The following is a 20,449-nucleotide window of genomic DNA, read 5'->3' on the forward strand; positions in this document are numbered from 1 at the left end:
TTAACTTTGTCCAGTATGTCATATTGGCCGAAAATGGTTTTTGGTGCCATTATTGACGATGAGGTGTGTCAGGTAATAAACGATAACAAATGTTAACATTCTTAAGTAAAATATTCGGCAGTAAGTCAGACCGGGATATCAAGCATATTCAGCCATTGGTGGCAAAAATTAAGGAAGAATATCCAAAGCTGGCGCCCCTTACCAACGATGAATTGCGGGCAAAGACAGCCGTTTTTAAGCAGCGTATCGCTGATTTTCTCGCCGATACCGATAAGGAGATTGCCGCACTGAAACTTGAGGCCGACCAAGAGGGTACCGAGATGACGGAAAAAACGGCTATCTACGACAAAGTAGACAAGTTGGGTAAGGATCGCGACCGGCAGCTGGAAGAAGTGTTGATGCAACTGCTTCCGGAGGCATTTGCCGTCGTTAAGGAAACCGCACGGCGCTTTACTGAAAACACAGAAATAACCGTTACCGCATCTGATTTCGACCGGGAGCTTGCGGCCTCAAAAACGCACATCAAAATTGAAGGCGACAAAGCCGTATGGCAAAATACATGGGTAGCTGCGGGAACGGAAGTAACCTGGAATATGGTTCATTATGATGTCCAGTTGATCGGTGGTATCGTCCTTCATGAGGGCAAGATAGCCGAGATGGCCACTGGTGAGGGTAAAACATTGGTAGGCACCTTGCCAGCCTATCTGAACGCGCTATCTGGGCAAGGCGTCCACATCGTAACGGTGAACGATTATCTCGCACGGCGTGATGCCGAATGGAATGGTCCGTTATTTGAGTTCCACGGCTTGCGTGTGGATTGTATCGATAAACACCAACCTAACTCGCCGGCGAGGCGCAACGCATACTTGGCAGATATCGTTTTCGGTACAAATAACGAATTCGGTTTCGATTATCTGCGTGATAACATGGCGCAGTCGCCCGAAGCACTGGTACAACGCAAATTGCATTTTGCCATGGTCGATGAGGTGGATTCGGTGCTGATTGACGATGCACGTACACCATTGATTATCTCCGGCCCGATACCGCGGGGCGACCAGCATGAGTTTTATGAGCTTAAGCCGCGTATTGAGCGGCTGGTCAATACCCAGAAAGCATTTATCCACGGTGTGCTGAATGAGGCAAAGAAAGCCATTGCCTCGGGCGACACGGATGCCGAAAGCGGCGGCCTCGCTCTGTTTCGGGCCCATCGCGGGTTGCCGAAGAATAAGGCATTGATTAAGTTCTTGAGTGATGGCAATAATCGGCAGGTGCTTCAGAAAACGGAGAACTATTACCTGCAAGAGCAGAGCAAGAACATGCCCAAGGCCGATGCCGAGCTTTATTTCGTCATCGATGAAAAAAACAATCAGGTAGAGCTTACCGAGAAGGGAATCGAACTCATAACCGCATCCGGCGAAGACCCCGGTTTCTTCATCATGCCCGATGTAGGCAGCGATGTTGCTGAGATTGAGAAATCGGACCTCAGCCCCGAGGAGAAGCTGTCTAAAAAAGAAGAATTGATGCGCGACTTCGCCATCAAATCAGAACGTATCCACTCGGTCAATCAGCTTCTCAAGGCCTACACGTTGTTTGAGCGCGACGATGAATACATCATCGACGAGGGTAAGGTGAAGATTGTCGACGAGCAAACCGGTCGGATTATGGATGGTCGCCGTTATTCAGACGGACTGCACCAAGCCATTGAGGCCAAGGAAAACGTAAAAGTCGAAGATGCGACGCAGACGTATGCCACGGTTACCTTGCAGAACTATTTTCGTATGTACCACAAACTCGCCGGTATGACCGGTACCGCTGTTACGGAGGCGGGTGAGCTTTGGCAGATCTATAAGTTAGACGTGGTCGAAATACCGACCAATGTCGATATCCAGCGTGATGACAGGCATGATTTGATTTATCGGACCGCCCGCGAGAAATACAACGCGGTGGCTGAAGAAATCCACCAACTAACGCAACAAGGACGGCCCGTGTTGGTAGGCACCACTTCGGTGGAAATCTCCGAATTGCTCGGCCGGATGCTTAAGTTGCGTGGCGTAAAACACAACGTGTTGAACGCCAAGCTGCACCAACGTGAAGCCGATATCGTTGCAGAAGCGGGCCAGCCGGGGATGGTAACGATTGCTACCAATATGGCCGGCCGTGGTACAGATATCAAGCTGGGCCTTGGTGTAAAGGACGCCGGTGGTTTGGCCATCATCGGTACCGAGCGGCATGAGTCTCGGCGTGTGGACCGCCAGCTACGTGGCCGTGCCGGCCGCCAGGGTGACCCCGGGTCATCACAGTTCTTCGTGTCGCTTGAAGATCCGCTGATGCGGCTATTTGCCTCTGAACGGATTTCCAACATCATGGTAAAGATGGGTGTAGAGGATGGCGAGGTCATGCAACATAGCATGCTTACCAAATCCATAGAGCGTGCGCAGAAGAAAGTAGAAGAAAACAACTTCGGTATACGCAAGCGTCTCCTCGAGTATGATGATGTGATGAACTCCCAACGGAGTGTTATCTACGCCAAGCGTAAAAATGCGTTGTTCGGCGAGCGTCTGGATGTAGACCTGAACAACACGATCTTCGATGTGGTGGAAGACACCGTGACAACAAGCAAGGAGGCGGGAACGTACGATGACTTCCAACTGGAGGTAATCCGCATTTTCTCGTTGGATCCTGGAATCGATGCGGCTGAATTTGCAGATAGCAGCATCGTGTCACTTACGGAAAAGCTTTTTGAGCAGGTTATTGGCTATTATAGGGAGAAATCCGAAAAAATAGCGAAACAAACGCTACCGGTGCTGACCGACGTGTTTGCCACGCGGGGCGAGCAAATTGAGAACATCGTGGTTCCATTCTCCGATGGCCTTCGCGGTATCCAAGTGGCAACCAACCTGAAAAAGGCAGTCGAATCGGGCGGCAAAGAAGTGTTCAAGTCGTTCGAAAAAGGCGTAGTCCTCGCATTAATCGATGAGGCTTGGAAAGAACACTTACGGGATATGGACGAGTTGAAACAATCTGTCCAGAATGCGGTGTACGAGCAAAAAGACCCCATCATTATCTATAAAATGGAGGCCTTCAACTTGTTTCGCGATATGCTAATCGAAATGAACAAAGATGTTGTTGGCTTTCTGTTCAAAGGGGAAATTCCCCAACAGCAGCCCCAGGACGTGCGTGAGGCTAGGCCGGCACCTCGGCAAGAGGCGCGGGTGAAGACATCTAAGCCCGAGCTTGTGGGCGCCGGCGGCGGTGCCCCGGTGGAAGATACCCGAGAGGTGCAACGTACCCAACCCGTTCGCAATGAACAGAAAGTAGGGCGGAACGACCCCTGCCCCTGTGGCAGTGGCAAAAAATATAAAAACTGCCACGGCGCATAATACAGTAAAGGTTATGGAAAAAAGAGGTTTCGTTATACTTACTATCCTATTCCTTGGTTTTTCCTGCATGGACAGCTTCGCCCAGCAGCGGGGCAAAGTGGAAGTCGTAGCCGACCCGTTGATCAGCTTGATGCAACGGAGCCGGAAGGGTACCAATATAACGGCGACCTCTCCTACCAGACCGCCTGTCGATAAGGAAACAGCCACTCGTACCACGGCTACGGGGTTTCGTGTCCAGATTTATTCTGGATCGAACCGCTCGGAAGCGTATGCCGAGCAGGCTCGTTTTAAACAACTGTACAAAGGCATCGACACCTACTTGAGTTACGAGGAGCCCAACTACCGCGTAAAGGTAGGTGACTTCAGAAGTAGAAGCGAAGCGCAAGATCTTATGCAGGGCCTTCGGAAGCAATTCAACAACGTGTTCGTATTTACCGAAGAAATTTACGTATACCAATAGCGAAAGGTCAGCGATGAAAGATAAAATCCATTCCTTAGCCGCCCAGATCCATGAAAAGGCTGTGGGGTGGCGCCGGCACCTGCACCGGAACCCCGAGCTTTCTTTCCAAGAATACGAAACGTCGGCGTTTGTAAAATCGCAGTTGGATCAGCTCGGAATCTCCTATATACCCATGGCCGATACCGGGTTGGTAGCACTCATCCATGGTGAGCAATCTTCCGATAAGGTGGTGGCATTGCGCGCTGACATGGATGCGCTACCCATTACCGAAGTAGCCGGGCGCGAATATGGATCGCAAAATAGTGGTGTGATGCACGCCTGTGGACATGACGTACATACGGCCTCGCTGCTAGGTACTGCGCATATCCTTCAGTCGTTGAAAGCGGATTTCGGAGGGACGGTAAAACTGATATTCCAACCTGGCGAGGAGCGGTTGCCGGGAGGGGCCAGTCTCATGATTAAAGCCGGAGCACTGCAAAATCCGGTGCCGCAAGCGGTCATCGGACAGCATGTAATGCCGCTGATCCCCGCGGGAAAAGTAGGCTTTCGACCTGGAAAATACATGGCCTCCACCGACGAGTTATATGTAACGGTGAAAGGCAAAGGGGGGCATGGCGCCCAGCCTCAGCAGAACATTGATCCGGTAGTCATCACGGCACATATTATCACCGCTTTACAACAGATTGTCAGCCGTGTTGCCGACCCTAAATTGCCCAGTGTGCTGTCTTTTGGCAAAGTGATTGCCAATGGTGCCACCAATGTAATCCCCGATACGGTATACCTCGAGGGCACATTCCGTACATTTGATGAGCAATGGCGGAAGGAAGCACATGCACGGATGGTGAAAATGGCTACGGGTATTGCCGAAAGTATGGGCGGGTCTTGTGATTTTGAAGTGCGCAGTGGCTATCCGTTCTTGGTTAACGAAGAAAAACTAACTGCAGAAATTCGCGGATACGCGGAGGATTTCCTGGGTAAGGAAAATGTGGTCGACCTCGATCTCTGGCTCGCTGCGGAAGACTTCGCCTATTATTCTCAGGTAGCTGACGCCTGCTTCTACCGGCTAGGCACCGGTAATGAGGCTAGAGGTATCACGTCGGCTGTACATACACCGACATTCGATATCGACGAAAGTGCACTCGCGCTGAGCACAGGCTTAATGGCGTACATTACGCTTTGCCGACTGGGCAGTTCGTAACCTTCTTGCATGGCCCTGAATAATGTGACATTACGCGCGGCAACGGAAGCGGATTTTCAAATAATACGTCAGTTGGCACATGACATCTGGTGGCCAACCTATCGGAACTATATCGATCATGATCAGATCGGTCTCATGCTCAAATTGATTTATTCCACGCAGGCACTGTGGAAGCAGCTCGAAACGGGGCAGCGTTTCTCGCTAGCTGTACGGAATGATATTGCCGTTGGGTTCATTGGCTTTCAGCCCAAACTCGGTAATCCAAAGGTTATGCGGATCGAAAAGTTGTATGTAAGCCAATCTGAACAAGGGCAGGGTACAGGGAAACTTCTGATTAACCATGTTGCCCAAACCGCACTGGCCGCCGGTTACTCGTATCTGGAGTTAAATGTGAACCGGAATAATCCCGCGGTAACGTTTTACGGTCGCCAAGGTTTTGTGACGGTCGAGACGGTAGACATCCCTTACCATGGTTATATGTTGAACGATTACGTGATGCAGAAGAAATTAATGGACTAGCGGTAAACAATGTTCCAAGTTTTCTCGTTATTGCGTTGTGTTTTCTTAAATTTGAGACACATCGAACTCGTATTTCCTTTTTTGAAATGCGAATAATCGTCACGTATGGGAAATAGACATGTATATCATAGTGGAGTTATTGGAAACTGCAGTTACTTAGCGCACGTTCAGAAAGACAGTAACATTTCTTGGTTATGTTGGCCTTCTTTCGACCGTTCGTTTGTCTTCGGGGGGTTGTTGGATTCCAACAAGGGTGGCCAATTTTCCATAAAGCCTGTGGGTGAATTCACGAGCAAACAGTATTATATCGAGAATACCAATGTGCTCCGTACGGAAATAACGACTGCGGAAGGCACCTACCGGATCACCGATTTCGCTCCGCGTTTCAGGCAATATGAGCGTTATTTCAAGCCACTCATGCTGGTTAGAAAAATCGAACCGTTAGCTGGGCGTCCGCGGGTACGTATTGTCTGCGAGCCGGTGAGTGCATACGGCGCACAGACGTTCAACAAATTCAGGGGTAGTAACCACGTCGACTTCAATAACGGTATCGAGCAGATGCGGCTAACCACTAATGTCCCCGTAAGCCATTTTTTCGGAGAAGAAAGCTTTGTATTGGGCGGAACCAAGTACCTCGCTCTTACCTATGGCCAACCACTCGAAGCACCACTGGAGCACACGGTCGAACATTTCCTTCGAGAAACCACGAATTATTGGCGCACATGGATCAAACATGCCACCATTTCCGCTTTTTATCAAGAAGCGGTGATCCGGTCTGCCCTCACACTAAAAATTCACCAATACGAAGATACGGGTGCCATTATTGCGGCAGGTACCACAGGTTTGCCCGAATATCCGGGCAGCGGCCGCAATTGGGACTATCGCTTCTGTTGGCTGCGCGACAGCTATTACGTCATCACAGCGTTAAACCACATCGGCCAGTTCGAGGAGATGGAGCTTTACGCAAATTACATCACTAATATTACCCATGCGGATACGGGTAGGCTCCAACCGCTTTACGGAATAAATGGGCAGTCTGAGCTGACAGAGCGGATACTGGACGGATTGGAAGGGTACCAAGGCAACAAACCCGTGCGGATTGGTAACCAAGCCTATGAACATATCCAGAACGATGTATATGGGCAGGCAATGATTGCCTTGTTGCCATTGTATACAGACTACCGTTTCGTTTTCAAAGAGCGCTCTGATGCGGGGCGCTGGGTTGATTATATCCTGCAAAAGATCGAGAAAACCATCGATGAAAAGGATGCCGGTATCTGGGAGTTTCGCAATTTTGCCAATCATCATTGTTACACCAATCTTTTCCAATGGGCGGGGAGCTCGGCGGCGCGGAAAATCGGGACGGTCATCGGCGACCAACAATTGATCGGTCGCGCCGATGCGTTGATGAAGCGCGCAGCACATTATATCGAATCGTGCTATGACGCCAAACGACAGGTATATACCAACGCGATGGGTAGTCCGCACCTTGATGCCAGCACGTTGCAGCTGATTATGATGCATTACCTCGACCCTGCATCCGAGCGGGCGCGCAACCACCTCTCGGCACTCGAAAGCGAGCTAAAAACCCCTGAGGGACTTTTTTATCGTTACCTGCATTCGGACGATTTCGGTAAGCCTAAGTCGACATTTCTCATCTGTGCGTTTTGGCATGTGGAGGCGCTGGCCTGCGTGGGTCGGGTAGATGAGGCGATTGCAACGTTCGAAAAGCTGCTTACCTATGCCAACCACCTGATGTTATTCAGCGAAGATGTAGATGAGTCTGACGGGAGCCAATGGGGCAATTTCCCCCAAGCGTATAGCCATGTAGGACTTATGAACGCGGCGTACCGCATTTCGATGAAATTGGATCAGCCGATTTTCATGGGTTAGTGGTCGGTGGAGCTATATCAGCCAGCTTCTGAAGCAGCATTCGCACCTCCCGCCGGTGTTTCAGGTAAAACCTCGCGGCCGATACTTCGGTGCCTACTTTGATGGTGAAGGCCTCCCGGGGTAACGCGTGGAACGTGTCTTCGTCCGTGCGATCATCACCGATGGAAAGGATGAAATCATACCTATTTTCGTGGAGGATGTCCAGTGTTGCCCGCCCTTTATTCACCTCGGCGCTCCGTATCTCCACCACTTTATCGCCATCGAGCAATTGCAGTCCGTATGACGCTGAATAATCGCGCAGGCCCTCAATTAGCTCTTGGGCGCGCAGGGCACCTAAATCGCGTTGTACCTTGCGGTAGTGCCATGCGAGGGAGAAGCTCTTCTCTTCTACGAACGCCCCCGGCGTTCGGTCCGCATATGATTCCATAAAGGCGCCGACTTCTTCCTTCCACGTATTGGATAAGCCGCTTTTTAAGTGCCATTCCGCATGCGGCTCTTTCGTCCAAACGCCGTGCTCGGCAATGAGACTATAGGGTTTGTTTTGGAACCATTGTTCCAGTGTACTGTGCTTTCGGCCGCTAATGATCACCAAGTGGTTGTTGATGTCGGCCTCCAGTATATCAAGTAACCGATAAAGCTCGTCATCGGGCGAGGCTTTATCGATATCATCTTGGAAGCCCACCAGAGTGCCGTCATAGTCGAGCAATAACAGCCTGCTGGCAGCCGCGCTATAGCCAGAAATGATTTGATCTTCAATGACGGGGCCGACCAACCGGGCCCGCGTGTTCGATTGTACTTTCTTTATCTCTTCTAGTCTACTCATAAATAAAGTTGCCCAATGTTGTACGGTAAATTTGAATACGATTTGGCGCATGGCATTCATGCGTTTGGTTACCTCAGTAGCTGGCATGCGCAATGCCGTCAGCAATGCGTCGCGGATATCGTTTACATTATTTGGATTTACAATCAGTGCATCAATCAGCTCATTGGCAGCTCCGGCCATTTCACTGAGAATAAGTACGCCGGTATGGTCATGTCGGCTGGCAACATACTCTTTACTTACCAAGTTCATCCCATCGCGCATGGGGGTTACTAAACAGACGTCGGCCACATTATATAGTGCCGCTATTTCCTCTGCGGGATAGCCGTGATAGAAATAAGCTACCGGATACCAGTCATATACACCGTATTCTGCATTGATATTACCCACTAAGCGGTCTATTTGATCTTTGAGTTCGCGGTATTGGGGCACGGTGTCTCGCGATGGTACGACCACCATATATAACGTCACTTGCTTGTGGAAGTCGGGGTTTTCCGCTAGGAACAAGTCAAAAGCTTCCAACCGCTGCAAGATCCCTTTGCTGTAATCCAGACGGTCGATAGACAGGATGATTTTCTGGTTTTTGAAATTCGACTTCAGTTCGGCAACGCGCTTCAACACCTTGCTGTCTGATGACAGTGTGGAAAACCGATTGCTGTCGATACCCATTGGGAAAGATTCCACAACGATGGTACGTCCGTCTTCCTCCAGTTTGTTGGAGTTATTGTTGGTGCCGACCAGCCGGGTTGCTGAACTGATAAAGTGCCGTACATCATCAAACGTATGGAAACCGAGTAAGTCTGCCCCTAACATCCCTTCCAGCAGTTCGCGTCGCCAGGGGATGAGACGGAAAAGTTCTTGTGAGGGGAATGGGATATGTTGGAAAAAGCCGATGGAAGCATCTGGCAGCGCGCTTCGGAGTAAGCCCGGCAGCAACAACAGCTGGTAATCGTGGACCCAAATGGTGTCGTTTGGCTCGGCTACCTCTAGAACAAGGTCGCGGAATTTTTCATTCACCCGCACGTAAGTCTCCCAATTCTCCAGCTCGTAGATGGCGTAATTAGGCATGTAGTGGAAAATTGGCCAAAGTACTTCGTTGGAAAACCCTTCGTAGAAGCCCCGTATCTCGTCGTCGTCTAAGAAGATGGGCGCTAACCGTTTTTCTTTCAGTACTTTTGTAAAATAGGCCTTTTGTTTGGCGTCTTCGAGTATGATGCCCGGCCAGCCCACCCATGTATTTTCACCGAGCGCATGGATAGAAGCCAAGCCCGTTGCCAACCCTCCTTCACTGGGGTGCAGGGCATAGCCATTGCCATCTTCCGTAATTTTTATGGGCAGCCGATTGGATACAATAATGGTTTTACTCACAGTATTTGATCTTTGTATGCTCGTCCGGGCCTTGTTAAGGGGAGGCACAGCAAGAGCGAGCACGTTAGCTTGGTTTAACCGCTCACCAATATAGTGATAACGAAATTAACCACCAAAAGTTTGGTACTTACTGCGCCAGTTTCGGAATACGCGTAGGCGTATCGTCACCGGCAATGATAGACGTTAGCCCTATGGCGATTGCTTGGATGGACGATACGATGTTTTCGATAGCTAAGGTCTCTACCTCATCGTCCACCGTATGATAATAGCGGTCTTGGTCTATCTGCACGGTAGCAAACGTATGGGCAGGCACGCCCATGGCGGCTAGCGAAGCGTTATCGCTCCGATAGAATAGGTTTTGGGTGGGGTATGGGTCGGGGTGGAAAGTAAAGTCCGTTTTCCCCACATTCTGCTGCATAATCTCCGCCAAATTGGATTGGTCATAGCCAGTTACATACAGCGAGTTAGGGCCGAATCGGGCGTCTTTCCCGATCATCTCGATGTTGATCATGGCCACCACTTCCTCGGGGCTGATCTGCGATGAGAAATACTTCGACCCGACGAGCCCTATCTCCTCGGCTGTGAAAGTGACGAACAGCAGGGTGCGCGCATTATCGTTTCGCTTTTTATAGTAATGGGCTAAGCTGATGACAGCCGATACACCGGAAGCATCGTCATCGGCCCCGTTGGCAATCGAATCCTGGTTTACGGGATCAAGAATGCCGATATGGTCGTAATGCGCCGAGAAAATGACGTATTCGTGCGGCAAGGACGTACCCGGTAGCATACCGATCACGTTAAACAAAGGTTGCTTTTCGATGGTATTAGTGAAGGCCACGCGGAAGGATATGGGGAGATTATTGGCCAACACGTACACCACGGAAGGCGTGGGCGACGTGCTGTGCTCCTGAGTGACGCGTTCGCGCATCAAGAAGCCCCGGTATCGGTTAAAGAGGTTGGCAAAGCTGGTGTCGATAACCACGATGGCATCTTTTTCACCGGTGGCGGCCTCCCTAAAGCGTTGCGCGAAATCATCGCCCGCCTGTATGCTGATCAGGGAAACATTGGGATCGGTGTTCCAGTTCACCCCAGGCCTATTGCTTGATACGATGATCCGGTCCTCGGGTACCTCCACCCCATCAAAAGTCACCGTCCATGTAGTCGGGTGAATTTTGACAACCTCGAATGTCTGCCTGAAGTTTGGCTCGTCGGTAAAGGGCTGCAGCCCGATTTTGGTAAACTCTGCGGCGATAAAATCGGCGGCCCGTTCCGCGCCGGGTGTAAATGCTGCCCTCCCCTGCATATCGTCTGCCGCAAGCGTATGCAATATCCTTTTTACCTCATTGGTATCAACCACCCGCTGTAATGGCCGGCGGCCGGCGCATCCCGCCAGTAAACAAAGCACCAGTAAACCCAAGCCTAACCGTCTAACCATTGTTTAGTTGTTTTATAGACAGTCAAATTTAGACAATTTTCCGTACTTTCCTGCTTCTATTTGATGGATAAGCGCTATCTTTGGGTACAAAACGAATAAGATAATGAAAGAAATCACGGTTGAAGAACTCAAGTCGAAAATTGATAAGAATGAAGATTTTCAGTTGATTGATGTACGGGAGGAATTCGAATACGATACATCCCACATCAACGGCGAGCACATCCCGTTGGCCGAAGTGGTCCTTGAAAAAGACAAAGTATCGCGCGAGAAGCCAGTGATCATCCACTGCCGTAGCGGCAAGCGGAGCGCACAAGCCATCATGCTGCTTGAGCGAGAGGGGTTTGACAACCTTTACAATCTGGAGGGTGGAATATTGGCATGGCGTGATGCGTTCGACCCGGATATGGATGTGTATTGATTGTTAGGATCGTTGCCTGCCATGAAGAAATATTTTCTTTATAACGTTTTGCTTAGTATCGCGCTGATTCTGATGGCACTAGCAGCAATCGCAGCCTATAACAGTGATGATAATGGTTCGAAGTACCCGATATTAGCCATCACCATAGCGATTTTCCTGATACTAGTATATTTGAAATACCGCCTGCTAAAGCAGATTAAGCATTTTACCAAGGATAAATAACGCTATTGGGCTACCGGCAAATGCTCGGGTAAACACACCAGCTCGCCATTTTTCATCACGGGTATGGCCGTTACCATGTCTTCTTGCAGACAAAAGGCAATATCTTGTTCAATATGTAGGTGTTTCATGCGCTTGCTGTGTGATGCTTTTGCAAGGAACGCAGCAAGGTCGGGCAGAGCGCTGAGGTAAAGGCTTTGTGCAGCATAGGCGGCATCATCCAATGTTATCCCATCTGTTGCAAGCCGATTGACCACGGCCCCAGCAAAGACGGTATCTTCCAAGCACATGTGGTTTTTCCAACCCGAACAGACCAATAACACGTGGCCCTCCTGGTTTTTCAGCCACCGGGTAAGTGCACTGATATTCAGGAAAGACCCCATCACTACCGTTTTTGCCTTTTTGCACTGTTGGATGGCCCTGGTTCCGTTCGTGGTGGTCAATACCACAGTTTTTCCCACTACTTTTTCCGGCGTATACGAAAACGGCGAGTTGCCGAAATCAAATCCCTCTACTACCGCACCATCGCGCTCGGCTGCCAGCAGGTACCCTTTTTCTTTATAGGCTAAGCATTCATCTATTTCGGCAACGGGGATGATGGCACGTGCGCCACTAGCTAGCCCGTAACACATGGAAGACGAGGCCCTGAAGATATCGATTACTACGGCTGTTGTGTTATTCAGTTCACAAAACGGCAATAATGCGGGGCTTAGGCATACGTTCACACTTTTTAAAGTCATCCGTTGTCGTTACTCTTTACAAATGGGGGTTTTACCACTACCGCTTTCACCGCGTTGTTGCGTATGGCAATGTATAGTTCAGTTCCTTCTTTGGCATAGTCTACCGTCACATAGCCTAATCCGATGGACTTCTTTAATGTTGGCGACTGCGTCCCCGAGGTGACGCGGCCGATAATGCCGCCGTTTCCGTCCACGATGTCGTATCCCTGCCGAGGTATCCCACGATCAATCATCTCAAAGCCCACAAGCTTGTTTTTCAACCCAGCTTCCTTCTGTTTTTTTAAGCCATCGGCATTGACGAAGTCTTTCGTAAACTTGGTTACCCATCCCAGCCCTGCCTCCAATGGCGATGTGTTATCGTCGATGTCGTTGCCATAGAGACAGAAACCCATTTCCAGCCGTAGGGTATCGCGCGCTCCTAAGCCGATGGGCTTGATACCATATGGTGCGCCTGCTTCAAAGATGGCGTCCCAAACCTTTTTTGCATCTTTGTTGGCCACGTAAACCTCAAACCCGCCAGCTCCTGTATAGCCGGTGGCAGATACGAGTACGTTGTCGACTCCCGCGAAAGTGCCTTTGGCAAAGGTATAATAGCTCATGGTTGCTAGGTCCATGTTGGTGAGGTTGTCCAGCACATCTGCTGATTTGGGACCCTGTACGGCAAACAGGGAGGTCTCGTCAGAAATGTCTTTCATCGTGACACCGCCGGTATTGTATTTAGCAATCCAATCCCAGTCCTTTTGGATGTTTGAAGCATTAACAACCAGGAAATAGGTTTTTTCATCGATCCGGTAAATCAAGAAGTCGTCGACCACCCCACCCGTTTCGTTGGGCATATAAGCGTATTGAACCTTTCCATCCTTTAATTTGGAAGCATCGTTAGCGCTGATTTTCTGGATAAGGTCGAGCGCACCCTCCCCCTTCAGGATAAATTCGCCCATGTGACTCACGTCGAATACTCCGACGCTCTTGCGGACCGTTTCGTGCTCATCATTGATGCCGGAATATTGGACCGGCATATTAAAGCCTGCGAAGGGAACCATTTTAGCACCCAAGGCGATATGTACATCAGTAAGAGCGGTGTTATTTGCCATAGAACCAGCATTAACTTTTGCCGCAAAGCTAAGGAAAAAAGCGTGTAAAAGTCAATTTCACGACAAAGTACACGAAAGGGTACGCAAAGCCAGTTTTGCGTACCCCATACAAAGGATGTTACTCCGGTTTGCGGTTGAGCTGCAACACCTCTTTTACGTTTACTTCGGTAGCATAGCGGGTTACGCCATTATTATCGACATACTGCCGGTTTACCAACTTGCCTTCAACAGCAATTTCTGACCCCTTGGTCAATGCTTTTTCGGCAAACGTTGCTTGACGCCCCCAGAATACAAGGTGATGCCATTGCGTGTTGGTCGCCCATTCGCCTTGCTCGTTGCGGTACCTTTCGTTAGTGGCTAACGATACCCGGGCGAGACTCGTGTTATCGTTGAGTGTTTTCATTTCGGGGTTTTTGCCTAAAAACCCGGTGAGCCTAACGCTGTTTTTTAATGAAGCCATGATGCTTTAAATTAATTAGTGAAACAATCGATTAACGACCGACGGCATTACTGAGCCATCGACAAAACAAAGGTGGGGCTTCGGAGAGGAATAGCCGTATGATAAACGGATATATCCGAATATATCCGTTTATAATCGGCTGTAGAGCGGGTTTAGATTTTTTCAGTGAACTTTTTAACAGCTTCTATAGGATCGGCGGTCCTCATGAAGTTCTCGCCGATGAGAAAGCCTTCAAATCCGACACTGCGCAGCTGGCGGATGGTGTCTGGGTTACTGATTCCACTTTCAGAAATCTTGATGAACCTTTCGGGGATTAAATCCACCAATTCCAACGAATGGTCGATTGACACCGAGAAGTCGTTCAGGTTACGGTTATTTACACCGATGGCATCTACGCTATCCATCATGCTACGCTCCAATTCCCCGCGGTTGTGCACCTCCAGCAGCACGTTCAGCCCCATGGATTTTGCAGCTTCCGATAGGGCTTTGATTCGCCCGGTATCCAATACAGCCGCAATCAGCAGGATGATATCCGCACCATGGGCCTTGGCTTCCACAACTTGGTACTCGTCTATGATAAACTCCTTACGGAGCAAGGGTATCGTTAATGTGGTACGGGCAACAATCAGGTCATCGAGGCTACCTTTAAAAAAGGGATGGTCTGTTAATACGGATACGGCAGACACACCTGCATCCTGGTAGCCGCCTACCACGGTAGCGACCGGTGCCTGGTCATTTATTACTCCTTTTGAGGGGGATGCCCGCTTATACTCGGCAATGATGCCATTCTTCGTCGGATCATGTACGGCGTTGCGTAGCGAGAGGCACGAACGTGTAAAGAGCGGCTTTTGCTCCAATTCGGTAAAGGGAACAGCGGCTTTTGCTTGTTCTACCTCAACCGTTTTCTTGGCGATTATTTTATCTAAAATGGTCATTCTTCAGTGTTTTGTGATGAGTGGCCGACAATCGGTTACGCATATTCCGTGATGGGAGCCAACCAGTTCGCAATCATCGCTTTGCCATGTTGCGTAAGCACCGATTCGGGGTGAAACTGCAGCCCTTTGACGTCGAGTGTTTTATGTGCTAGCGCCATGATCACGCCTTGTTCATCTTCGGCGGTGATGCGCAGCACATCAGGAAATCCTTCGTGTGCAACGGCCCACGAGTGGTACCGGCCTACGAGAAAAGACTGTGGTAAGTCTGTAAATATCGGTTCGTCGTCCATCGTGATAAGGAGGGGGGTGGCCGTGCCGTGCACGGGTTTGCTTAGGTTGTAGAGGGTACCTCCATACACCTCTGCTATGGCCTGTTGCCCTAGGCAGATGCCGAGGATGCTTTTCGTTGCGCCGTATCGGCGGATGACATCCAAGAGCAGGCCGGCCTCCGTGGGTATACCGGGGCCCGGCGACAGCAGGATTTTGTCGAATCCATCCACGTCTTCCAAGGCAAATTTGTCGTTGCGCCATACAGTGGCGTCGTGCCCACACTCGTGCAGCAGGTGTACTAGATTGAACGTGAATGAATCATAATTGTCGATCACCAGTATCCGCGGTGATTGCTTTTGAGCGCTGTCCATTTTTTTAACTATCAAATATCCTGTGCCAATTCCATTGCTTTGCGCAATGCGGCAATTTTGTTGTTTACTTCCTGAAGTTCTTTTTCGGGGTCTGAATCGGCCACAATGCCAGCCCCCGCCTGGTAATGCAAGGTATTGTTCCGGCTGAGGAACGAGCGGATCATGATGGCGTGGTTGAAATCATCATTGAACCCCATGTAACCGATGGCTCCGCTATAGAAGCTCCGCTGCTGGTTTTCATACCGATCGATGAGTTGCATGGCCATATGCTTGGGCGCACCACTGAGCGTACCTGCCGGAAAGGTATCGCCCACCACATCAAACGAATTCACCCCTTCGCGTAGCGCACCGCAAACTTTCGATACCAGGTGGATGATGTGGGAGTAATATTGCGCTTCTTTGTAGGTTTTTACGTGTACGTTTTCACAATGCCGGCTAAGGTCGTTGCGCGCTAAATCTACGAGCATTACGTGTTCTGCACTTTCTTTCGGGTCTTCTTTTAATGCTTCCGCTATTTTTTCATCTTGCTCTTGGTTTCCGCTTCGCTTGAAGGTGCCTGCTATCGGGTAAATGGTCGCTTCGCGGTTGCGGATGGTCAGCTGTGCCTCGGGCGACGAGCCGAAAAGCTTAAAGTCGCCGTAATCGAAATAAAACAGGTACGGCGACGGATTGATGGAGCGCAGTGTGCGGTATACGTTGAATTCATCGCCCAAAAACGGGCGGGAGAACCCGCGCGATGGTACGATCTGGAAAACATCGCCGCGGAAAATATGGGTCTTCATCTTTTCCACCAAGGTTTTGAAATCCGCATCGCCCATGTTCGATGCTTCGTCACCATTGAGCGAGAAATTATATTCCGGGAAGTTTTTGTTTTGGATCAGGTTCTGAATCTTTTCAAGGCCTGATGGGCTTTCATCATCTTCCAGCTGATGTTCGAAAATAAAAAGCTGGTTGCGGAAATGATCTATTGCGATGACAAAGCGATAGATATGGTATTGCATAAAAGGTATATCGCGCTGGGGGTCCGACGGTGTTTCCAACCGGATATCTTCGAAATGGGTTACCGTATCAAATGTGAAGAAGCCGAAAAGACCATTGGAAATGAAGTTGAATTCATTTCCACCATTGTCGGCAAACGCACCTCTAAAAGTCGATACCTCTTCACGGAGGTTGATTTCTGTTGCCTGTTTCCGTGTTGCGGGAAGCCCAGGATACTGGATTTCTAGCGTTTCGCCATCCAGCCGAATGCCTGCGATGGGCTGGCAGCAGATGTAGCTCATGTTGTTTTCACGACTGTGGTAATCAGAGCTTTCCAGCAGCAGGCTGTTTGGAAACACGTCGCGAAGCCGCAAGTACGTACTCACCGGCGTAGTCGTATCGGCAAGTAACTGTTCGTAAGCCGTTTTAAATCGGTATGCCATATTCATTCATTAACTTAATCACACAAAAAAACCCGACGGATTCTTCAAAACGTCGGGCCGAATATTCTAAAGCCTTGGCTGATTAGGAATATATTACTGTTCCTTCTGACCCGACGTTATTTGCGCCGTGCCACCACCATAATTCGATGTGAAACGTATTCATAATCATACGGAGCAAAAATATAAAAAATTTTAATGAAACAAATTTTATTTTGCCGCTATTCGCTTTTGCAGGTTGCTTAGTCGTCCAATAAGTCTGGTCGCCGGGCCTCGGTGCGGGCCAATGCCTGCTCATCGCGCCATTCGTTTATCGCCGCCTCATTGCCGCTGAGCAGTATATCGGGCACTTTATGCCCGCGCCAGTCGGCCGGTCGGGTATAGATCGGCGCATCCAGCAGCCCGCCCTGAAAGGAGTCGGAGAGTGCCGAAGTTTCGTCCGATAGCACTCCGGGCAGCAGTCGCGCCACGGCATCCACGAGCACGGCGGCGGGCAACTCCCCACCCGAAAGCACGTAGTCGCCGATGGAGAGCTCACGCGTTACGAAAATATCGCGGATACGCTGGTCGATGCCTTTATAATGGCCACAAAGGATGATGAGGTTACCCTTCGTGGAGAGGTTGTTGGCAATCGATTGGTTGAGGGTTTCGCCGTCTGGTGTCATGAAGATCACCTCGTCGTACGGGCGCTCGGCCTGCAACTTTTCGATGCATTTTGCAAACGGTTCCACCTGCATCACCATACCGCTGCCGCCACCATAAGGGTAGTCATCTACACTCCGGTGCTTGTTGTCGGCATAGTCGCGTAGGCTGTGCACGGCGATTTCGCAAAGCCCTTTTTTCTGGGCGCGTTGCAGGATAGAGTGCGCGAAAGGGCTTTCCAGCAGGTCTGGCAGTACGGTAATGATATCAAAGTGCATGGGGCAAAGATAGGGTTTTGCCGGTAACTGGAACGGCAAGATTACGCGAATTTCCTTAACTTGCGACATGCCGCATTTATCTCGTATACCCATTAATACCTACAAAATGGTGTGGCAAGCTTCACAGCAAGCATTAAAAAACCCCGCTACCTATCGGCAACGGGGCTTGAAATAAAGTGATGGTGTGGCTACACCGTTGCCGCCACGCCGCGGAGCGTCTTCGCAGCTTCGACCATCGATTCCAGCGCGGCTTTCGTTTCGGGCCAAGCACGGGTTTTCAGGCCGCAGTCGGGGTTAACCCACAGCTGCGCCGCCGGGATTACCGCTTTTGCCTTCTCCAGCAATTTGACCATCTCTTCCTTGCTCGGTACGCGTGGTGAATGGATGTCGTAAACACCGGGACCAATGTCGTTCGGGTAGTTGAAATCGGCAAAGGCATCCAACAGTTCCATCTGTGAACGCGATGTCTCAATGGTAATCACGTCGGCATCCATGGCTGCAATATGCTCGATGATGTCGTTAAACTCCGAGTAGCACATGTGGGTGTGTATCTGCGTATCGTCTTCGACGTTTGACGATGATACACGGAAAGCACGCACTGCCCAATCGAGGTACGCCTTGTGGTCGGCCTTGCGCAGGGGCAGGCCTTCGCGGATAGCCGGTTCGTCAATTTGGATAATTTTGATGCCTGCTTTCTCCAAAGCCTGCACCTCATCCAAAATACCCAATGCGATTTGGTAGGTGGTTTCAGACCGTGGTTGGTCATTGCGCACAAACGACCACTGCAAAATGGTTACCGGACCGGTAAGCATCCCTTTTACGGGGCGGTTGGTGAGGGTTTGTGCATAGGCCGACCAGTAAACGGTCATGTCGTTGGGGCGCGAAACGTCGCCGTAGATAACAGGAGGCTTCACGCAGCGTGAGCCGTATGACTGTACCCAACCGTTTTTGGTGAAAGCATAGCCTGACAACTGCTCGCCGAAGTACTCTACCATGTCATTACGCTCAAACTCGCCGTGTACCAGCACGTCGATATCCAGATCTTCTTGCAGGCGGATGGTCCGCTCGGTTTCCTCGGCGATGAGCTTGTCGTATTCCGCCTGGCTGATTGCCCCTTTTTTGAGGTCGGCACGCCATTTACGCACGTCTCGGGTTTGTGGGAACGAGCCGATGGTAGTCGTAGCAAAGGCGGGCAGGTTAAACTTCGCCTGTTGCTTGGCTTTGCGGTCGGCGAAGGCGCTGGTCCGCTTGGCATCGTCGTCCGTAATGTTTTTTACGCGGGTCTTCACTTCGCCGCGGTGGATGAGTGAAGAAGTACGGCGGCTCTGTTGCGCAGCCTGGTTGGCCTCAAAGCGGGCTGTTACTGCGCTGTTAGCATCGCCAGTGGCTAGCGTGGCCAGGTCGGTTACTTCCGTAAGTTTTTGCTTAGCAAAAGCAAGCCAGTTTTTAACTTCTGCAGGAAGCGACTGCTCGTTGGTTTCCAGATCGAGGTCGAACGGCACATGCAACAAGGAGCTTGAAGGGGCCACCCATACGCGATCGGCGCCAAGGGCATCTACGGCCTGTTTAATTTTGGCAAGCGATGCTTCGTAATCGTTTTTCCAGATGTTGCGGCCATCCACTACGCCCAATGACAGCGTAAGGCCGGCAGGTACATTGCCAAGCAGCTCATCGAGCTGGTTTTCGCCGCGTACGAGATCAATGTGCAAGGCCTGTACAGGCAGATTCAGCGCGGTGGCTGCATTCTCGCGCAGCGACTCGAAGTACGTAGCCACTACGAATTTGGTGCCTTTGGCAGCGGCAGCGAGGCGGCTATATACGGTTTGGTAAAGCGCGCGGGCCTTCTCGTCGATATCCAATGCGAGGAAAGGCTCGTCAAACTGCACCCACTCGGCGCCGGCAGCAGCGAGTTTACCTAAAATTTCTTCGTAAACGGGCAGCAGGCGGTCGATAAGATCGATCCGGTCGAAGCCGGCCTCTTTCTCTTTACCCAACAATAGATAGGTGATCGGCCCCAGTAGCACCGGCTTGGTGGTGATACCCAATTGCTTAGCTTCGTTAAATTCATTTACCACCTTCTCGGAAGTGAGGCGGAACTGCTGGTCCTTCACGAACTCAGGTACAATATAGTGGTAGTTGGTATCGAACCATTTAGTCATTTCCATAGCGGTTACGTCGAGCTCGTCTTGCTGGAAACCGCGTGCCATGGCAAAATATAAATCGAGGTTATAAGAAGAGGCCCCTTCGACCGTGAAGCCCTCGTAACGGGCGGGGATAGCCCCTACGGTGAGTGTAAGGTCGAGTACCTGGTCATAAAACGAAAAATCGTTAGAAGGGATGAGGGCAATGCCAGCCTCCCGTTGGGTTTTCCAATTCCCTTCGCGAATGGTACGCGCGGCCTCTAATAATTCCTGCTGGTTGATCTTTTTTGCCCAGTAGGCTTCGTTGGCCTTTTTCAGCTCCCGAAGGGCACCGATACGCGGGTAACCCAAATTGTTGGTTTTTAACATGATATTGTATAACTAAATGAA

At 50.4% G+C, this 20,449-nt stretch carries 17 protein-coding genes; 7 read left to right on the forward strand and 10 right to left on the reverse strand.

The features are described 5' to 3' along the window. Positions 1–89 precede the first annotated feature (89 nt). From secA to U9S71_RS13395, 5 genes are all read left to right on the forward strand, one after another. Complete coding sequence (secA, locus tag U9S71_RS13375; protein ID WP_326328013.1) at positions 90–3,380, forward strand: preprotein translocase subunit SecA; 3,291 nt, start codon at positions 90–92, stop codon at positions 3,378–3,380. Positions 3,381–3,393: 13 nt separating this feature from the next. Next, entirely contained in the window at positions 3,394–3,840 is a 447-nt protein-coding gene (locus U9S71_RS13380; protein ID WP_326328014.1) for an SPOR domain-containing protein, read from the forward strand. A gap of 13 nt (positions 3,841–3,853) precedes the next feature. Continuing rightward, positions 3,854–5,038, forward strand: a complete 1,185-nt coding sequence (locus tag U9S71_RS13385; RefSeq protein ID WP_326328015.1) for a M20 metallopeptidase family protein — start codon at positions 3,854–3,856, stop codon at positions 5,036–5,038. Positions 5,039–5,110: 72 nt separating this feature from the next. Then, entirely contained in the window at positions 5,111–5,557 is a 447-nt protein-coding gene (locus U9S71_RS13390) for a GNAT family N-acetyltransferase (RefSeq protein ID WP_326328016.1), read from the forward strand. A 105-nt stretch (positions 5,558–5,662) separates the two neighbouring features. Continuing rightward, positions 5,663–7,450 (forward strand): glycoside hydrolase family 15 protein, encoded by a 1,788-nt coding sequence (locus tag U9S71_RS13395; RefSeq protein WP_326328017.1) that lies wholly within the window; start codon positions 5,663–5,665, stop codon positions 7,448–7,450. Here U9S71_RS13395 and U9S71_RS13400 read toward each other — a convergent pair. Together U9S71_RS13400 and U9S71_RS13405 are read right to left on the reverse strand one after the other, a co-directional pair. After that, the gene (locus U9S71_RS13400; RefSeq protein ID WP_326328018.1) at positions 7,440–9,638 is read right to left on the reverse strand and encodes a bifunctional alpha,alpha-trehalose-phosphate synthase (UDP-forming)/trehalose-phosphatase; all 2,199 of its coding nucleotides are present in this window, start codon (positions 9,636–9,638) and stop codon (positions 7,440–7,442) included. The two genes, U9S71_RS13395 and U9S71_RS13400, sit on opposite strands and share 11 nt — an antisense overlap. 127 nt (positions 9,639–9,765) lie before the next feature. Next, the gene (locus U9S71_RS13405; RefSeq protein WP_326328019.1) at positions 9,766–11,073 is read right to left on the reverse strand and encodes a M20/M25/M40 family metallo-hydrolase; all 1,308 of its coding nucleotides are present in this window, start codon (positions 11,071–11,073) and stop codon (positions 9,766–9,768) included. 103 nt (positions 11,074–11,176) lie between these two features. Between U9S71_RS13405 and U9S71_RS13410 the strand changes: the two genes are divergently transcribed. Next, on the forward strand, positions 11,177–11,491 hold the full coding sequence (locus tag U9S71_RS13410; protein WP_326328020.1) for a rhodanese-like domain-containing protein: 315 nt from the start codon (positions 11,177–11,179) through the stop codon (positions 11,489–11,491). 21 nt (positions 11,492–11,512) lie between these two features. Then, a complete protein-coding gene (locus tag U9S71_RS13415; RefSeq protein WP_326328021.1) occupies positions 11,513–11,713 on the forward strand; it encodes a DUF6358 family protein in 201 nt (66 codons plus the stop codon). A gap of 2 nt (positions 11,714–11,715) precedes the next feature. Here the strand turns inward: U9S71_RS13415 and U9S71_RS13420 are convergent, their stop codons facing one another. From U9S71_RS13420 to metE, 8 genes are all read right to left on the reverse strand, one after another. Beyond that, positions 11,716–12,450, reverse strand: coding sequence for a 2-phosphosulfolactate phosphatase (locus U9S71_RS13420; RefSeq protein WP_326328022.1), 735 nt, complete (start codon positions 12,448–12,450; stop codon positions 11,716–11,718). Beyond that, entirely contained in the window at positions 12,447–13,544 is a 1,098-nt protein-coding gene (gcvT, locus tag U9S71_RS13425) for a glycine cleavage system aminomethyltransferase GcvT (protein ID WP_326328023.1), read from the reverse strand. Before gcvT ends, U9S71_RS13420 begins: the two co-directional genes overlap by 4 nt. 118 nt (positions 13,545–13,662) lie before the next feature. Further along, positions 13,663–14,004 (reverse strand): single-stranded DNA-binding protein, encoded by a 342-nt coding sequence (locus tag U9S71_RS13430; protein ID WP_326328024.1) that lies wholly within the window; start codon positions 14,002–14,004, stop codon positions 13,663–13,665. Positions 14,005–14,156: 152 nt separating this feature from the next. After that, on the reverse strand, positions 14,157–14,939 hold the full coding sequence (gene trpC, locus U9S71_RS13435) for an indole-3-glycerol phosphate synthase TrpC (RefSeq protein ID WP_326328025.1): 783 nt from the start codon (positions 14,937–14,939) through the stop codon (positions 14,157–14,159). A 35-nt stretch (positions 14,940–14,974) separates the two neighbouring features. Next, positions 14,975–15,580 (reverse strand): anthranilate synthase component II, encoded by a 606-nt coding sequence (locus tag U9S71_RS13440; protein WP_326328026.1) that lies wholly within the window; start codon positions 15,578–15,580, stop codon positions 14,975–14,977. Between the two features lie 11 nt (positions 15,581–15,591). After that, positions 15,592–17,001: an anthranilate synthase component I family protein gene (locus U9S71_RS13445; RefSeq protein ID WP_326328027.1), complete on the reverse strand. Its 1,410-nt coding sequence runs from the start codon at positions 16,999–17,001 to the stop codon at positions 15,592–15,594. 239 nt (positions 17,002–17,240) lie between these two features. After that, positions 17,241–17,918: a tRNA (guanosine(37)-N1)-methyltransferase TrmD gene (gene trmD, locus U9S71_RS13450; protein ID WP_326328203.1), complete on the reverse strand. Its 678-nt coding sequence runs from the start codon at positions 17,916–17,918 to the stop codon at positions 17,241–17,243. Between the two features lie 188 nt (positions 17,919–18,106). Further along, positions 18,107–20,428 carry a 5-methyltetrahydropteroyltriglutamate--homocysteine S-methyltransferase gene (gene metE / locus U9S71_RS13455; protein ID WP_326328028.1) on the reverse strand — a complete coding sequence of 774 codons (2,322 nt, stop codon included), beginning with the start codon at positions 20,426–20,428 and terminating at the stop codon, positions 18,107–18,109. Positions 20,429–20,449: the final 21 nt, after the last annotated feature.

Origin of the sequence: Parapedobacter flavus, assembly GCF_035818675.1 — a bacterium.
Lineage (GTDB): Bacteria > Bacteroidota > Bacteroidia > Sphingobacteriales > Sphingobacteriaceae > Parapedobacter > Parapedobacter flavus.

Bases quoted from the DNA above. Each gene is read 5' to 3' on its own strand.
- secA (WP_326328013.1), top strand. From the start codon at position 90: ATGTTAACATTCTTAAGTAAAATATTCGGCAGTAAGTCAGACCGGGAT.
- U9S71_RS13380 (WP_326328014.1), top strand. From the start codon at position 3,394: ATGGAAAAAAGAGGTTTCGTTATACTTACTATCCTATTCCTTGGTTTT.
- U9S71_RS13385 (WP_326328015.1), top strand. From the start codon at position 3,854: ATGAAAGATAAAATCCATTCCTTAGCCGCCCAGATCCATGAAAAGGCT.
- U9S71_RS13395 (WP_326328017.1), top strand. From the start codon at position 5,663: ATGGGAAATAGACATGTATATCATAGTGGAGTTATTGGAAACTGCAGT.
- U9S71_RS13405 (WP_326328019.1), bottom strand. From the start codon at position 11,073: ATGGTTAGACGGTTAGGCTTGGGTTTACTGGTGCTTTGTTTACTGGCG.
- U9S71_RS13410 (WP_326328020.1), top strand. From the start codon at position 11,177: ATGAAAGAAATCACGGTTGAAGAACTCAAGTCGAAAATTGATAAGAAT.
- U9S71_RS13415 (WP_326328021.1), top strand. From the start codon at position 11,513: ATGAAGAAATATTTTCTTTATAACGTTTTGCTTAGTATCGCGCTGATT.
- U9S71_RS13420 (WP_326328022.1), bottom strand. From the start codon at position 12,450: ATGACTTTAAAAAGTGTGAACGTATGCCTAAGCCCCGCATTATTGCCG.
- gcvT (WP_326328023.1), bottom strand. From the start codon at position 13,544: ATGGCAAATAACACCGCTCTTACTGATGTACATATCGCCTTGGGTGCT.
- U9S71_RS13430 (WP_326328024.1), bottom strand. From the start codon at position 14,004: ATGGCTTCATTAAAAAACAGCGTTAGGCTCACCGGGTTTTTAGGCAAA.
- trpC (WP_326328025.1), bottom strand. From the start codon at position 14,939: ATGACCATTTTAGATAAAATAATCGCCAAGAAAACGGTTGAGGTAGAA.
- U9S71_RS13440 (WP_326328026.1), bottom strand. From the start codon at position 15,580: ATGGACAGCGCTCAAAAGCAATCACCGCGGATACTGGTGATCGACAAT.
- U9S71_RS13445 (WP_326328027.1), bottom strand. From the start codon at position 17,001: ATGGCATACCGATTTAAAACGGCTTACGAACAGTTACTTGCCGATACG.
- trmD (WP_326328203.1), bottom strand. From the start codon at position 17,918: ATGCACTTTGATATCATTACCGTACTGCCAGACCTGCTGGAAAGCCCT.
- metE (WP_326328028.1), bottom strand. From the start codon at position 20,428: ATGTTAAAAACCAACAATTTGGGTTACCCGCGTATCGGTGCCCTTCGG.